This is a genomic window from Nocardia suismassiliense (assembly GCF_900269665.1).
GTDB lineage: Bacteria > Actinomycetota > Actinomycetes > Mycobacteriales > Mycobacteriaceae > Nocardia > Nocardia suismassiliense.
Genome location: NZ_LT985361.1, coordinates 199,173 through 214,442, shown reverse-complemented (window position 1 = coordinate 214,442; position 15,270 = coordinate 199,173). Strand labels below are relative to the sequence as shown.

Genomic DNA, 15,270 nt, shown 5'->3' with positions numbered 1-15,270 from the left:
GATCTGACGCGGCGCCCACCGCACGATGGGCGCCGCGTCGGCTCGGGTCAGAGGCGTTCGAGAATCATCGCGTTCGACAAACCGCCTGCCTCGCACATGGTTTGCAGGCCGTAACGGGCGCCGCGGTCCTGCATGGCGTGCACCAGGGTGGTGGCCAGCCGGGAGCCCGAGGCGCCGAGTGGGTGACCGATGGCGATGGCACCGCCGTTGACGTTCACCTTGCCGAGGTCGGCACCGGTCTCCTGAGCCCAGGCGAGCACCACCGGGGAGAAGGCCTCGTTGACCTCGAACAGATCGATGTCGGCGAGCTGGAGTCCGGCGCGCTGCAACACCTTTCGGGTCGCGGGGATCACCGCGGTGAGCATCAGCAGCGGGTCGTCGCCGACGACGGCGAAGCTGTGCAGCCTGGCCAGCGGCTGCACTCCGAGTTCCTTCGCGCGTTCGCTCGTCATGATCAGCACCGCGGCGCTGCCATCGCTGACCTGGCTGGCGCTGGCCGCGGTGATCTCCCAGCCGATCTGCGGGAACCGAGCGGCCATCGCCTCGTCGTAGTAGGCGGGGCGCAACTTGGCGAGCGTGTCCAGGGTGCTGCCCACTCGGATGCCCTCATCCGTGGTCAGTCCGTTGATCGGTGCGAGTTCGCCGGCGAACAGGCCGTTTTTCGTTGCCAGCGCGGCCTTTTCGTGGCTGCCGAGCGCGAACTCGTCGAGCTGGCTGCGGGTCAGGCCCCACTTGGCGGCGATCAGCTCCGCGCTGATCCCTTGCGGCACCAAGCCTTCCGGATAACGCCCGGCGAAGCCGACACCGGAGAAGTCCTCGGAGCCGACCATATTGGCGCCCATGGGAATCCGCCCCATCGATTCGACACCGGCGGCCACGACGATGTCGTAGGCCCCCGAGATCACGCCCTGTGCGGCGAAGTGGATCGCCTGCTGGCTGCTGCCGCATTGCCGGTCCACCGTTGTCGCGGGGACGGATTCGGGATACCCGGCGGCCAGCGCCGCACGCCGGGTCATGTTCGCGCCCTGCTCGCCGACCTGGGTGACGATGCCAGCGATCACGTCGTCGATGAGCGCCGGATCGATGCCGCTGCGCGTCACCACCTCGCGCAGGCTGTGTGCGAGCAGGTCCACCGCGTTGACGTCGTGCAGTGCGCCGTTCGGCTTGCCCTTGCCGATGGGGGTACGGACCGCTTCGACAATTACCGCGTCTCTCATCGTGTTTCCTCTCGGACCGAGAGCCCGGCGGCCTTGCCTGGCTCTATCAACACATAGTCAGATTACACCTGGCAATAGCTGAGACAAGTCAGCTGAGCTATGATGTCCGTCATGGCAGCAGTGATGGAAGGGCCCCTGGCCGATCTGAGCTCGTGGCAGCCCACGGAGTGCTCGATCGCCAAGGCGATCGAGCTGGTCGGCACCCGCTCGGCCATCCTCATCCTGCGCGAGGCCTACTACGGCACCACCCGATTCGACGGCTTCGCCCAGCGCGTCGGCATCACCGACGCCGCGGCCGCCACCCAACTCCGCAAACTCACCGAAGCAGGCCTACTGGCCAAGCAGCCCTACCAGGAAGAGGGCAAACGCACCCGCCACGAATACGTGCTGACCCCCAAGGGCCGCGACTTGCTCCCGGCTGTCCTCGCCCTCATGCAGTGGGGCGACACCTACCTCCAACCCGGCCCGCCCCCACTGCTGCTGGTCGAAGAAGCCACCGGCGCCCCCGTCCGCGTGCAAGTCCGCAGCGACACCGGCCGCGAAATAACCCTCGACGAACTGGCCGTCCGCCTCAACCCGGACTACCTGGACACCATCCGTCCCCGCAAACGCGCCAAGCGCTGACCGCGCAGTCCCGCTGCGCCACATCGCCATTCGCTCGCGCCTCGCCACAAGTAAGCCAAGTGCACGGCGCTGCTGGGCAATCCGCTCGGGGCACGCCGACCTGTCGATCGCGCCGGTCGGCCCGCGGTGGGACCACAGTCAGGGCGTGCCACTGTCGATTTATGCACGGTGACCAGACTGAACGCTATGTCAGCCTGCGTGTCAGGTCGGCGTCAGGGCGGTGTCAGCCGGGTCGGCGACAGTAGTTCTCATGAACAGCACAGCAGCTACCACCACCTCGACCGATTCGACCTGGACCGGCATGGTTCCGGTCGACGACACCGCGCTGGCCGTCACCGATACCGGCGGGACCGGCCAGCCGGTCATCTACCTGAACGGCGCCTACGCCGACCAGAAGCACTGGCGGCGGGTGATCGCCGAACTCGGCCCCGGCTTCCGGCACATCACCTTCGACGAGCGCGCCCGCGGCAAATCGAAACGATCGGCCGACTACTCCTTCGAGGCCTCGTTGCGCGATATCGATGCCGTCCTCGCGGCCCGAGGCGTGCACTGGGCGATTCTCGTGGGCTGGTCCTACGGCGGGATCCTCGCGTGGCACTGGGCCGACCGCAATCCCGATCGCGTCGTCGGCGCGGTGATCGTGGATTCCGCACCGTACGGCTTGACCGGCGAGGCGGGCCGGGAGCGGATCCGAAAGTTGTTCCACCGGATGCGTTTTCTGCTTCCGCTGGCTCGCCCCTTCGGTATGGCCGCCCGAATGACCGCGGCCCAGCACGCCGAGGTCGGCATCGATGCCAACGAGTACGCCGCCGCCAGCGTCCCGATCCTCAGCCGGCTGACCCACCCCGTGCGGTTCGTCCTGGCGACCGGTGACAGCCTCGGCAGCGAGAAAGGGGAGATGGAGAAGGTGCGGACCGCCCTGGACCCGGTGCTCGCCGCAAACCCGAACGTCACGGTGAGCGCGAAGGTCGCCAGCAACCATTCGCACATCCTGCGCAAGGACTTCCGCGCAGTTGCCGCAGCTGTCCGCGAGACGGCAGCAAGCTAGGTGGTGGAGTTCGCGGCCGGGTTGTGGCGTACGTGCTCGTCATCCGAGGTCGACCGGGTCGGAAGCGGCTCCGCTCAGGAAGCCGCTTCCGACATCGCCCCACTGACCGTTGGTCAGTTGAGGCGGCGACCGTCCTCGGCGGAGAAGAAGTAGGTGTGCTGCGGGTCGGTGGACAGGCGAACGCGGGTGCCCTTGGCGGGCGGGTTGCGCCAATCCGCCCGCGCCACAATAGTTTCGCCGCTGGCATTGCCCTCGGAGGTGGTGCGGCCGTAGATGTAGGCGTCGGAGCCGAGTTCCTCGACCACGTCGACCTCCATCTCGATGCCGGAACCGGCGCCGTTGCCGAGCTCGAAGTGCTCGGGGCGGATGCCGACCGACACCGAGCCCTCGGCCGCGTCGATCACCGAGCGGGGCAGCGGCAGCACGTGGCCGCCGAGCGACACCCGTCCGTCGGACACCGGCAGGGTGAACAGGTTCATCGCGGGCGAGCCCATGAAGCCGGCCACGAATACGTTGACCGGGTCCTGGTACAGGTCGCGCGGCGTCGCACACTGTTGCAGCAGACCGTCTTTGAGCACCGCGACGCGATCGCCCATGGTCATCGCCTCGACCTGGTCGTGCGTGACGTACACCGTGGTGGTGCCGAGCCTGCGCTGCAACTGCGCGATCTGGGTGCGGGTCTGCACCCGCAGTTTGGCGTCCAGGTTGGACAGCGGCTCGTCCATCAGGAACACCTGCGGCTGGCGCACGATCGCGCGGCCCATCGCGACGCGCTGACGCTGACCGCCCGACAGGGCCTTCGGCTTGCGGTCCAGGTACGGCTCCAGGTCGAGCAGCTTGGCCGCCTCCTGCACCCGCTTCTGCGTCTCCGCCTTGGCGACCTTGGCGAGTTTCAGTGCGAAGCCCATGTTCTCGGCGACGGTCATGTGCGGGTAGAGCGCGTAGTTCTGGAACACCATCGCGATGTCGCGTTCCTTGGGCTCGGCGTGCGTCACGTCGTTGGCGCCGATCAGGATGCGCCCGTCGCTGACGTCCTCCAGGCCGGCGAGCATGCGCAGCGAGGTCGACTTGCCGCAGCCCGAAGGGCCGACCAGGACAAGGAATTCGCCGTCTTCGATCTCCAGATTCAACTGGTCGACAGCGGGTTTGGTTGATCCCGGGTAGAGCCGGGTAGCGCGGTCGAAGGTCACCGTGGCCATGACAAAATCACATCCCATCACCGGCAGGAACGTGCCGGACGATCCGAGTAAGGGTTGACCGGCGACATTACTATGTCTGCTCGATTCCCGCTCGAAATGCTCGAGTTCGCGCGCGACACGCGTACGGCGCGCCAGTCGGCCGCGGACCGGATTGCCAAGTGTCCAGGCCGCTTACCGTCGGCGCCGGTAGCCTCGACAGGGGACCGACCCCGAAGCGACGAGGAGGCTTTCATGAGCGAGCGTAGCGAGGTGGCGGCATGACCCGCGCGGTGCGTATCGGCGTCCAGATCCAGCCCCAGCACGCACCGGACTACGGGCTGATCCGCGACGCGGTCCTGCGTGCCGAGGACGCGGGCGTCGACATCGTCTTCAACTGGGACCACTTCTACCCACTCAGCGGCGACCCCGAGGGCGCGCACTTCGAATGCTGGACCATGCTCGGCGCGTGGGCCGAGCAGACCGAGCGGGTTGAGCTCGGCGCCCTGGTCACCGGCGGCGGCTACCGCAACCCGGACCTGCTCGCCGACATGGCGCGCACGGTGGACCACATCAGCGACGGCCGCCTCATCCTCGGCATCGGCGCGGGGTGGTTCGAGAAGGACTACGACGAATACGGCTACGAGTTCGGCACGGCGGGCACCCGGCTCGCCCTGCTCAAAGAGAACATGGCCCGGATCAGCGCCCGCCTGAAGAAGTTGAACCCGCAGCCGACTCGCGAGATCCCGATCCTGATCGGCGGCGGTGGCGAGAAGAAGACCCTGCGCCTGGTCGCCGAGTACGCCGACGTGTGGCACAGCTTCGCCGACCTCGACTCGCTCGCGCACAAGAACAAGGTGCTCGCCGACCACTGCGCGGCCGTCGGCACCGACCAGTCGAAGATCGAGCGCTCGGTGCAGTGGCCGGGTGCGGAGGAGGCGCAGGCCTTCGTAGACGCGGGCGTTTCGCTGTTCACCATCGGGGTCAGCGGTCCGAAGTACGACCTCAGCGAGGTCGAGCTGGCGATCCGCTGGCGCGACGAAGTGAACCCCGAGCAGGTCAGCGGACTCGCCTGAGCCCCTCGTCCACGATGGGGTAGCTGCGGGTTAGCACTCGGACGCCGCTAGGGTTCTTCATCATGGCTGGTCTGCCCGCTGTGCGGTCTCGTGCGTTGATCGCCGTGATATTGCTTTCCGTCGGTCTCGCGGCCACGGCGTGCGGTTCCGGCTCCGACGACGCGCCCACCGCACGCAATCTGTGTTCACCGCCGGGGCTGAGTGCGGCCGCGGCCGCGCCGACGAACCTGGCCTCCGCGCAGGCCGCGGGCGCGGACAAATACACCACCGCGACCACCGCGCCGCTGACCTCGATCGACACCTCGAAGCTGGGTTTGATCGCACCGGGCAAGCTCAGCGTCGGCACGCTCTCGGACGCGCCGCCGAGCATCTGTGTGAACGGCCAGGGCTCGTTCACCGGCTTCGACAATGAACTGCTGAAGGCGATCGGCGCGAAACTCGGTCTGCAGGTGGAGTTCTCGGGCACCGACTTCTCCGGCCTGCTCGCCCAGGTCGCGGGCGGCCGCTTCGACGTCGCCTCGTCGAACATCACCACCACCGACGCCCGTCGCCAGCTGGTCGGCTTCACCAACGGCTACGACTTCGGCTACTTCTCCCTCGTCACCCCGGTCGGCAGTGCCGTCAAAGGCTTCTCGGACCTGAACCGCGGCACCCGGATCGCGGTGGTGCAGGGCACGGTGCAGGACGAGTTCGTGGTGAACCAGCTCGGCCTGGACCCGGTGAAGTTCCCGGACTACAACACCGCCTACGCCAACCTGAAGTCCGGCCAGATCGACGCCTGGGTGGCGCCGTCGGCGCAGGCCGAGGGTGCGATCCGGCCGGGCGACGGAACGACGGTGTCGCAGAACACCTTCAGCCTCGACAACTTCGTCGGCTACGCGGTCGCCAAGACCAACCAGCCGCTGACCGACGCGCTCAACAGCGGCCTCGACGCCGTCATCGCGGACGGCACCTACGCCAAGCTCTACCAGGACTGGGTGCCCAGGCAGCTGCCGCCGGGCTGGAAGCCGGGCTCCAAGGCGGCGCCGCTGCCGCAACTGCCGGACTTCGCCGCCCTTGCCGCGGAACGCGCACCCGATGCGGCCGCGCAGAACGCGCCGAAATCCACGCTGCAGCAGTTGAAGGACACGTTCTTCGATTGGTCGTTGTACCGCCAGGCCTTCCCCGATCTGTTCAAGACCGGTCTGCCGAATACCCTGATCCTCGCCGTGGTTTCGGGTGTGCTCGGCACCGTGCTCGGCATGCTGCTCGCGGTGGCCGGCATCGCCCGGACCCGCTGGCTGCGCTGGCCCGCCCGGATCTACACCGACATCTTCCGCGGCCTGCCCGCGGTGGTGATCATTCTGCTGATCGGCCTCGGCATCGGCCCGGTGGCGCGCAATCTGACCGGCAACAATCCGTATTGGCTCGGCGCGGTTGCGCTGGCATTGCTGGCCTCGGCCTATATCGGCGAGATCTTCCGGTCGGGTATCCAGTCGGTGGAAGCCGGTCAGCTGGAAGCGGCCCGTGCCATCGGTTTCGGCTACCGGCAGGCAATGACGCTGGTGGTCATCCCGCAGGGCGTGCGACGGGTGCTGCCCGCGCTGATGAACCAGTTCATCGCGTTGGTCAAGGACTCGTCGCTGATCTACTTCCTCGGCCTGCTCGCCACCCAGCGCGAACTGTTCGCGGTCGGGCGAGACCTCAACGCGCAGACCGGCAACCTGTCCCCGCTGGTGGCCGCCGGCCTGGTCTACCTGCTGCTGACCATCCCGCTCACCCACCTGGTGAACTACATCGACCGCCGCATGCGCACCGGACGGCCGGACCGGCCGATCGACCCGGTCCAGGCCGCCACGATCACGGAAGGGCGCGGGTAAATGAGTGCTTCCCTCACCGGCACCGGACTGCACCTCACCCTCGGGCACAACCATGTGCTGCGCGGTATCGACATCCACGTCGACGCGGGCAAGACCACCACGGTCATCGGCCCGTCCGGCTCCGGCAAGTCGACGCTGCTGCGCGTGCTGAACCGGCTGTACGAGCCGGATAAGGGTGACGTGCTGCTCGACGGCAAGTCCGTGCTCACCGAGGACCCGGACAAGCTGCGCCAGCGCATCGGCATGGTGTTCCAGCATTTCAACCTGTTTCCGCACAAGAGCGTGGCCGACAATGTCTCGCTCGGCCCGCGCAAGCTGCGCGGACTGTCCAAGGACGAGGCGCGCGCGGTCGCGGTGGAGCAACTGGAGATCGTCGGGCTGTCCGACAAGCTCGACACCCGGCCCGCGAACCTGTCCGGCGGACAGCAGCAGCGGGTCGCCATCGCCCGCGCGCTGGCCATGAAGCCGGAGGTGATGTTCTTCGACGAGGCCACCTCGGCGCTGGACCCGGAGCTGGTCAAGGGCGTGCTCGCGCTCATGGCCGATCTCGCCTCGGGCGGCATGTCGATGATCGTGGTCACCCATGAAATGGGCTTCGCTCGCACGGTGTCCGACAGCGTCGTCTTCATGGACGAGGGGCAGGTGGTGGAGACCGGCACGCCCGACGCGCTGTTCGACAACGCCGAGACTCCACGCCTGCAAAGGTTCCTTTCTCAGGTGCTGTAGCGCACCCCTGGCTAACTGCATTGATGCGCATCTGCTAATGTGTCTTCGCTCACATATCCATCTGTCCATGTTCGGAAAGAGGGAGATCTGATGACAACGGCACACATGCAGCACACTGCGCACGACCACGCCCACGGCCCCGACTGCGGGCACACGGTGATCGAGCACGGCGACCACGTCGACTACGCGCACGACGGCCACCTGCACCGCGAACACGACGGTCACTACGACGAGTGCGAGCCGCAGGGCCACACGGAACACGCCAACCACACACACCAGCACGGCGACGGCTGCGGCCACGACACCGTGCAGCACGGCGACCACGTCGACTACATCCACGACGGCCACCGCCACGCCGCACACGACGGACACTACGACGAACACTGAGCTTGTCCGCCTCGCTTGCCCGCCTCTCCGCGTATTCAGGCCAGACTCAGGCGCGAGGACCGGGGCGTTGGCGGCTGGCGGGGAGTAAGTGGGCTGGTCAGCCTGTACCCGGGGAGTTACCCATGTGCTTGCGAGATCAGTCGGCCTGCCCGGTGACCGGATAGCCGATCACCGGAAAAACCGAGGGGCTCTAGAGTCGACGCGTGATCGAGGCGATTGAGATTCCGACCGCTGCGGGGACGTTCGATGCGCTGTCGAGTGGGGAAGCCGGTGGGCGGGAAGTGATGCTGCTGCACGGGTTTCCGGAGGCGGCGATCGAATGGGAATTCCAGCTCCATGCGCTCGGTGGCGGTGGGTGCCATGTGGTGGCGCCTGATCAGCGGGGATACTCGCCGGGGGTGCGGCCGGACAAAGTGGCCGACTATCGACTCGAGGAATTGGTCGGCGATGTCATCGCGATCGCCGACCAATTGGGTTGGCAGCGGTTCGATCTGGTCGGGCACGACTGGGGGGCTTATGTCGGGTGGGCGGCAGCGGCGGATATCCCGGAACGAATCCGCAGTTTCACCGCGGTGTCGCTGCCGCATCCCGCCGCCTTCCTGCGGGCAATGACCGAGGACGAGGATCAAGCACAACGGTCGCAATACTTTTCGCTACTCCGGAAACCGCGGGTGGCGGAGCGGGCGCTACTCATGGACGACGGGGCGGGACTCCGGAAGATCTTCGAATGGAAGATCGCCGAGGAACGGATCGACGACTACGTACACCGGCTCGCGCAGCCGGAAGCGCTGACGGCGGCCCTGAATTGGTATCGCGCAATGCATCTGTCCGGACCGACCGGCCCGGTATCGGTGCCGACGCTCTACGTCTGGAGCACCGACGACAGCACCGTCGGCTCCACCGCGGCCATGGCCACCGAGAAGTACGTGACCGGCCCGTATCGATTCGAAATGCTCGAGGAAGTGTCGCACTGGATCCCTGAACAGGCGCCCGAGGAATTGACCCGCCTGATCATGCAGCACCTCCTCGCACACCGCACCTGACGCCAGGGGTGTCGCATTTTCCGGACACGCCATTCGTTCGGGTGATCTGTGTACTACAAACCACCGGAGGCGAACCCATGGACTTCAAGGAAATCAACCGCGCCACCATTGCCCAATTCCGGGCGGGCGGTGAGATCGAGGGCATGCAGCGCGACAAACTTGTGCTGCTCACCACTACCGGCCGTGCCACGGGCCGGGCCCACACCACCCCGATGATGTTTCACGACGATGGCGACCGCCTGCTCGTCATCGCCTCGAACCTGGGCGCCCCCGAACACCCGGACTGGTACCGGAACCTGGTGGCCGACCCGGAGGTGACGGTCGAAATCGGCGACGAAACCTACACCGCGCTCGCCGCCCCGTTCGCGGGCGAAGAATATGACCGCGTGTGGACCATGCTGAAGCAGGCCTATCCGTTTTTCGCCGAGCACGAAACCAAAACCGACCGCACCATTCCGGTCATCGCGCTAACAAGACGGTGACGCCCCGATCCAAAAGGGCGCGCGGCTCCGAATGCGGAGCATGCCCAACACGAACACACGCAATCTGCACGAGTTGTCCGCGGACATCGCCGCCGTCGTCCGGGATGTGGTGGCCACCGGCGAGGACGCGGTAATCACCGACGACGGAACCGAAGTGGCGGTCATCATGTCGATGGCCGACTACGACCGACTGCACCTGTACGCCGAACTGGCGGACGCGGCCCGGCCCGGTTACGCGGGCGCGACCGAGTTCCGGGCCATGTCCATCTCCGAGATGCTCGACGTCCTCGGCGTGCATCCGACGGTGGACCGCGGACTCCGTGGCTGACTCAGGCGCACAGCTTCACTCGGGCGCACAGCGTCGCTCACGTGCACAGCGTCATTCACGTGCACAGCGTCGCGAACGCCGACCACAGCAGCGGCGAGTGCTCGATGCTGCGTTCGGTGCGCCAGGCCTGCAGTCGCTCGCGCTGCCAGTGCGCGAGCGCGGTCACCGGGTCCGGTTGTTCGTGCGCCGCGTCGATGGCGCAGATGGCGTCTTGCAGCGGGTGGGCGTGCGCGGGCGCGCCCGCGATGCGGTGGAAGGCGAGATCGGTGGGCAGCGGCCAGCGACTGGCCGTCACCAGCTCGGCACCGTTGTTGATCATGGCGGCGGTCAGCCCGAGCGCCTCGGTGAAGCGCAGGTCCCCGCCGCTCTCGCAGGCGATCAGCGCCACCCGGCTGGGGCTGGGCCAAAGGTCGCGGCCGTCAGTGGGTTCCGCGGCGAGGGTGTGGGTGCCGAGCAGGAAGTCCTTGGCGGACAACGGTCGATGGGTGCGGTTCGGCACGGCGAAGCCGAGAGTATCGGCGGTGCACGGTAGATGGAGTTCGGCGTCTTCGCTCTGGCCGGATTCCGGTGGTGCGGCGGTGACGTGGCCGACGTAGATCAGACGGCTCGCGCCGTCGAGTAGGGCCTTGCTCAGCCAGCTGCGGTCGATATCGGTCCGGCGGAAAACCTCCGTCGGGTCGACTACCGCGGGCTGCAAGCGGTGCTGCGCGGCGTACGCGGCAATCCGTTGGGTCAGTGGGGCATCCGCGGTCATGCGACCGAGCACCGAGCCGAGCGTCGAATCGGCCCGGAAACCGGGGATGCGTGGGTCGAGGAGGGCGACGACGGGTACGTGCTGCGTCTCGGTCCACCTGCGCGACAGGCGTTCCGGCGCGTGCACGATGCTGGCCGGTGCCAGCAGGCTCACGTCGGCGATGTCGATCAGCCGGACCTCCGGGCCGGGGGCGATGAGCTCCCACGGCACCTGAGCCACCCGCGGCGACGGTTGCAGGCGAATGTGCGGACGGACCCCGCGCTGGTACAGCTCGTACAGCTGGGCGGCCAGGCCCTGCGGCAGCAACGCGCGGGAAAGCGCCTGGGCGACAAGGTACTCGGTGTCGTGGGCGGCGAACGCCCCGGTGGTCAGCGAGCGTTCGAGACCGCCCGGCTCGGCGGGGTGCGGCAAGGCATCGGCCAGTCGTCGCACCGCCGCCAGCACCGGCTCACCCGGCAGCATGGCGGCCCCGCGCGGCGCGGTATCCCCGGCCCAGCGCCAGGACATGTACACATCGCCCGCATCCGCCATGCGCACCACGACGGTCGGCTGGTCCGGCGTCATACCGTCAGCACCCGGCTGTCGCGGATCACCCGGCCGTAGCGTTGTTCGGCGGCGGCGATGTAGGGGTCCAAGGCGATCCGGCCCTCCGCGGCCAGCGCCAGTCGTGGCGGCGGCGACACCGGAAGGCCCGCGCTCGCCGCGACTTCGGCCAGCGCGGCACCCAGCTGGAGCGCGGTCGTACCGGCTCGTCCGGCGGGATCGGCAGGGGGATCGAGCAGTTCGAGCGGCAGCCGGACGGCGCGGCCGCCGTCGGATCTATCGATGTTCACAGTGGTACCCGCGCATTGTGTCTCGATCAGGTCGGCGAGGAGCAGCCCGTTGCCCGAGAGGTAGGCGAAGCGGAAGGCCAATCGCATGGCCGGGTCGGCGATCTGGCGGTTCCACTGGTCGCGCTGGTTGCCGTTGGGCAGGGTGTAGCGCACGGCATCGATGGCCAGCGCGGCCGGAACGGCGAGGTCGACCGCCTGGGCGAGCAGCTCGGGTGCGGGCTCGTCCGAGGCGGCGACGGCACCGTCGAGCAGCGTCGCATGCCAGAAGTCCAGCTGGGCGCAGTGCAGGCCGAGGCCACGTTCGGCATACGCGCCGAACGCCTCGGCCAGCAAGACCTCGCACTCGGCGAACCGGCCGGTTTTGAAAGCCACGGTGGACAGGCGCATGCGCAGGTCGGCGGCGTCGAGCACCGCGCCGGACTCGACGAAGTAGGCCAGACTGCGGCGGTACAGCTGCTGCGCCTGGTCGAGATCCTCGCGGCCTTCGGCGAGGAAAGCCAAGGTCTTGAGCCCGATTCCGGCGCGGTAACCGAGCCCGGCCTGCTCGAAATACTGCTGGCTGGCGCGCAGCGGCGCTTCCGCCTCGTCGTAACGTTCGACGCGGACCAGCATGGTGGCGAGGTTCTGCTGGGTCTCGGCGACGGCATTGCGGTCACCCGCCGCCTCGAACGCGGCGAGCGCCTGTCCGGCGAAGTCGACGGCGAGGTCACGGCGTCCGGTCTCGAAATACGTTGCGGCAAGGTTCATCAGCGGATGCCCGGCCAGGTGCGGCGCGAAACGCCATGCCGCATCCAGAGATTCGGTGGCCAGTTCGGCGGCGTCGGCCCAGTGCTGCCGATGCAGGGCCACGGCGGTCAGCGACAGCAGGCAGGAGACGCGTAGTACGCCCTGATCGGTGGTGTCGGCGAGCAATGTGCGCGCCTGCTCCAATGCCGCTTGCGCTTCGTCGAGTTCGCCGAGGTGCTGCAATGCCTGCGACATGTTGACCAACGCGGTGGGTCGCAACCGTGGCGCGTCCACCGGCATCGCGGCGAGCGCTTCGCGGTACAGGCTCAGCGATCTGGCGTGGTCACCGAGCTCGTCCGCCATGCTCGCCGCGTTGACGATGGCGCCGAGGCGGACGTCGCCGGTGGTGGTCCGGGCGGCGTCCTCGAATATTTTCAGGGCCCCGGCTGTGTCGCCGCGGCTGTACGCCTCACCGCCCGCGACCAGGAGCTCGCGACCGTCGGCGGGCGCTTCTTCGATCATGTCAGAAATCCGAATCCGATTCGGCGGCAGCAATTTCCGCCAACAGGGGAGTATCAGTGGGATTGTCGGGCGGGTCCGTCGCGCGACGCAGCCGCGACAGGGCGAGATCGCGCACACGGCGGCGCATTTCCGGGCTGCCCGGCTCGGTGACGCCGACACCCGGCACATATACATCCACTGTCACAGTGGATTCCGCGCCTTCCGGTGCGGGCACCTCTGCGACCCACATGTCCCCGGCGAGGGTCAGTGGCGCCACGGCGGTGGCCGAGGACGTGCGCACCAGCGCGTACGGATGCAGATGCGGTGGCACGTCGCCACGCGCTGCGGCAACCACCCGCACCAGGACCGTCGTAATTCCGGCCGTACGAACCACTTCCCACGACACCGCCTGCTCCGAAGCGTCGAGCAGTCCGGGCGGGCAGCGGTGCCAGTCCCACCCGCCGGAGCCTCTGGCCAGCACCAGCGCTCCGCTCGGCACACTGGTCGCCGGACCTGCCGCGAGCGCGTAATCCTCTGCCCGGCCGGGTATATCAGCCAGTTCGTCGGCATGCTGGTCAGCCACTTCGATGTACTCGTCCGCGCCGTCCACGATCAGCTCGCACGCTTCCGACAGCGTCGCGATCTCCGCGCGCAGCAGTCGCTCGTCCAGTGGGGCGATGCCGTCGATGATCGATGCGGGCCACCACCGTGCCGCCCAGTGCGCGTACCCGAGTCGCCACGCATCGCTGACCAGCTCCGGCATCCCCGGCGCGGCAACCAGTTCCCCGGTTTCCCCCGCGTCGACCGCCAGCGCGACCTGCTCACCGAAGACTGCCCAGAGCCACTCTTGCGCGAGCTTCACATCATCGAGCACCGCTGCCGGAGTCGACTGACCGGCAAGCAGACTCCAGGTGAGGTGCCCGCCCGCCGCCTCCAGGACCAGCACGTCGATGGCCGCCGCCGCGTCGAGAACGGTCGGCGCTCCTTCGGGCCCGATGATCCACAGCCCGTCGGCCGCCTGCCGAACCTGCACCGTGCCGGTCATCAGCTCGCCCTCGATTCCGTCGAATCCGATTCGGCCGCAATGGCGCTCAACGCCTGCTTGACCCGCGTCCGATGATCGAGGATGACCGAGCGCGCCACGCCGTCGAGCAGATCCCACAGCTCGTCCGGGTCGTACACCGCGAACTCGCGCACATCGCGCCCGTGCAGGCGAACCCACAGTCGCCGCAGGTACGGACGCCACGGTGTACACAATTCGGTGGCGATCGCGGCGAGCGGACCGGTCGGCGGCGACTCGGTGCCGACCCGCACCACCAGTCGTCGGGCCTGTAACACGTAAGCCTCACGCTGCCACCGGCTGTTGATGACCCGATGCGCCGTGGTCTCCGTCGAATCCTGCACTGCCACAAGGGCGATGCCGGCCTCGGCAAGCCGGCCGCGAGCAGCGGGTTCGATCGGCGCGAGCCCGTTCGCCAGCGCGACCCCGACCGTCGCGGCCACCCGCAGCGTCTCGTCCAACAGCGCCCATGGCGCACAACTCCGGGCGATCTCGGCGGCCACCAACTCCGGAACAGTCGGCAGTTCAGCACGTTCGCTGGAAGCCTGTAGTGCCGTGAACACTCGTTCGTAGACAGTGCGATCGAACGGCAGCCCCAGGGTCGAGGTCGAGGCCGACGCACCGACCGCGGGGGACTGCGGCACGACATGCATGGTCAGCCCCAATTCAGCTGCCGAGTAGCCGGATTCGTTGCGCCACAGCCGTATTCCGGCATGAGTTCCCGCATGCCCGGCGACCAGCCGATCCCAGTCCGCCTGCCCGTTGTCCCGCTGCTGCCCGAGCCGCGCGGCGGCGCAGGCGTCGAGCAACGCGGTGCACGCCGCGCTGTGGTCACCGCCCGCCGGACCCGCCACCGGCCGTCGGCGCCAAGCGACCTCGATCAGACCGGCCAGCTCCGGAGCCCGTTCGGCGACATACTCTTTCAACGCCTGAGTGGTGCGGCCCGCCGCGTACTCGTGCACGTCGCGCAGCGTCGCTTCGGCTACCGCCCGGTCCCGCACCGTATCCGGCATGCCCCGGGTCGTCGCCAACTCGAAACAGCGCTGGAAGTACACATCCTGCGGGTTGCCCTCGGTGATCCGTAGTGCCCGCCGTACCTGCTTGAGCAGCATGAACCAGGCCGCCGTCGCGTGCAGCACGTCCGCCGCGGCGTGCACCCTGGCGGCGAGCAGCACCGCGCCGTCGGCCGTCACGACGGGACCGGCGCACGCGGGATGCTGCACCGGCCGGATCACCAGCGGATCGAGGATCAGTTTCACCGTGCGGCGCAACGGCCCGCCGTGCGGACCGCTGAGCGGTTCGACGCCGTCGAGCTTGCGCCACACCTCGTCGAGCACCATGGCGCGCGGTCGTCGCATTCGACCAGGTTAACGGACTTATATGCGATTCGACCCCGGCAAAACCTGGGATCGGTAGGCCGCGAACCGTTCC

At 68.0% G+C, this 15,270-nt stretch carries 15 protein-coding genes; 9 read left to right on the top strand and 6 right to left on the bottom strand.

Annotated elements, in window-relative coordinates; translation table 11 throughout:
• Positions 1–47 precede the first annotated feature (47 nt).
• Entirely contained in the window at positions 48–1,217 is a 1,170-nt protein-coding gene (locus DBO33_RS01000; RefSeq protein ID WP_107653364.1) for a thiolase family protein, read from the bottom strand.
• A gap of 99 nt (positions 1,218–1,316) precedes the next feature.
• Here DBO33_RS01000 and DBO33_RS00995 point away from each other — a divergent pair, with 99 nt between their 5' ends.
• Positions 1,317–1,841: a winged helix-turn-helix transcriptional regulator gene (locus DBO33_RS00995; RefSeq protein WP_107653363.1), complete on the top strand. Its 525-nt coding sequence runs from the start codon at positions 1,317–1,319 to the stop codon at positions 1,839–1,841.
• 250 nt (positions 1,842–2,091) lie between these two features.
• On the top strand, positions 2,092–2,889 hold the full coding sequence (locus DBO33_RS00990; RefSeq protein ID WP_107653362.1) for an alpha/beta fold hydrolase: 798 nt from the start codon (positions 2,092–2,094) through the stop codon (positions 2,887–2,889).
• A gap of 113 nt (positions 2,890–3,002) precedes the next feature.
• Here the strand turns inward: DBO33_RS00990 and DBO33_RS00985 are convergent, their stop codons facing one another.
• Positions 3,003–4,088, bottom strand: a complete 1,086-nt coding sequence (locus tag DBO33_RS00985) for an ABC transporter ATP-binding protein (RefSeq protein ID WP_107653361.1) — start codon at positions 4,086–4,088, stop codon at positions 3,003–3,005.
• Positions 4,089–4,345: 257 nt separating this feature from the next.
• Here DBO33_RS00985 and DBO33_RS00980 point away from each other — a divergent pair, with 257 nt between their 5' ends.
• From DBO33_RS00980 to DBO33_RS00950, 7 genes are all read left to right on the top strand, one after another.
• Positions 4,346–5,140 (top strand): LLM class F420-dependent oxidoreductase, encoded by a 795-nt coding sequence (locus tag DBO33_RS00980; protein WP_107653360.1) that lies wholly within the window; start codon positions 4,346–4,348, stop codon positions 5,138–5,140.
• A 62-nt stretch (positions 5,141–5,202) separates the two neighbouring features.
• The gene (locus DBO33_RS00975; RefSeq protein ID WP_107653359.1) at positions 5,203–6,999 is read left to right on the top strand and encodes an ABC transporter substrate-binding protein/permease; all 1,797 of its coding nucleotides are present in this window, start codon (positions 5,203–5,205) and stop codon (positions 6,997–6,999) included.
• Complete coding sequence (locus DBO33_RS00970) at positions 7,000–7,725, top strand: amino acid ABC transporter ATP-binding protein (RefSeq protein WP_107653358.1); 726 nt, start codon at positions 7,000–7,002, stop codon at positions 7,723–7,725. It begins immediately after the preceding gene.
• Positions 7,726–7,815: 90 nt separating this feature from the next.
• The gene (locus DBO33_RS00965; protein WP_107653357.1) at positions 7,816–8,112 is read left to right on the top strand and encodes a hypothetical protein; all 297 of its coding nucleotides are present in this window, start codon (positions 7,816–7,818) and stop codon (positions 8,110–8,112) included.
• Positions 8,113–8,315: 203 nt separating this feature from the next.
• Positions 8,316–9,155 carry an alpha/beta fold hydrolase gene (locus DBO33_RS00960; RefSeq protein ID WP_234390629.1) on the top strand — a complete coding sequence of 280 codons (840 nt, stop codon included), beginning with the start codon at positions 8,316–8,318 and terminating at the stop codon, positions 9,153–9,155.
• 8 nt (positions 9,156–9,163) lie between these two features.
• Positions 9,164–9,637 (top strand): nitroreductase family deazaflavin-dependent oxidoreductase, encoded by a 474-nt coding sequence (locus tag DBO33_RS00955; protein WP_234390628.1) that lies wholly within the window; start codon positions 9,164–9,166, stop codon positions 9,635–9,637.
• A gap of 40 nt (positions 9,638–9,677) precedes the next feature.
• Complete coding sequence (locus DBO33_RS00950) at positions 9,678–9,965, top strand: type II toxin-antitoxin system Phd/YefM family antitoxin (RefSeq protein WP_107653355.1); 288 nt, start codon at positions 9,678–9,680, stop codon at positions 9,963–9,965.
• A gap of 55 nt (positions 9,966–10,020) precedes the next feature.
• On the opposite strand, the gene DBO33_RS00945 is transcribed toward DBO33_RS00950, so the two are convergent.
• From DBO33_RS00945 to DBO33_RS00930, 4 genes are read right to left on the bottom strand one after another with little or no spacing between them, the layout of a single operon-like run.
• Positions 10,021–11,283, bottom strand: a complete 1,263-nt coding sequence (locus DBO33_RS00945; protein ID WP_107653354.1) for a CHAT domain-containing protein — start codon at positions 11,281–11,283, stop codon at positions 10,021–10,023.
• Positions 11,280–12,800 (bottom strand): tetratricopeptide repeat protein, encoded by a 1,521-nt coding sequence (locus DBO33_RS00940; RefSeq protein ID WP_107653353.1) that lies wholly within the window; start codon positions 12,798–12,800, stop codon positions 11,280–11,282. The genes DBO33_RS00945 and DBO33_RS00940 overlap by 4 nt, the downstream gene beginning before the upstream one ends.
• A gap of 1 nt (position 12,801) precedes the next feature.
• Positions 12,802–13,824 carry a hypothetical protein gene (locus tag DBO33_RS00935; RefSeq protein WP_234390627.1) on the bottom strand — a complete coding sequence of 341 codons (1,023 nt, stop codon included), beginning with the start codon at positions 13,822–13,824 and terminating at the stop codon, positions 12,802–12,804.
• Entirely contained in the window at positions 13,824–15,179 is a 1,356-nt protein-coding gene (locus DBO33_RS00930) for a hypothetical protein (RefSeq protein ID WP_107653352.1), read from the bottom strand. The genes DBO33_RS00935 and DBO33_RS00930 overlap by 1 nt, the downstream gene beginning before the upstream one ends.
• Between the last annotated feature and the right edge of the window lie 91 nt (positions 15,180–15,270).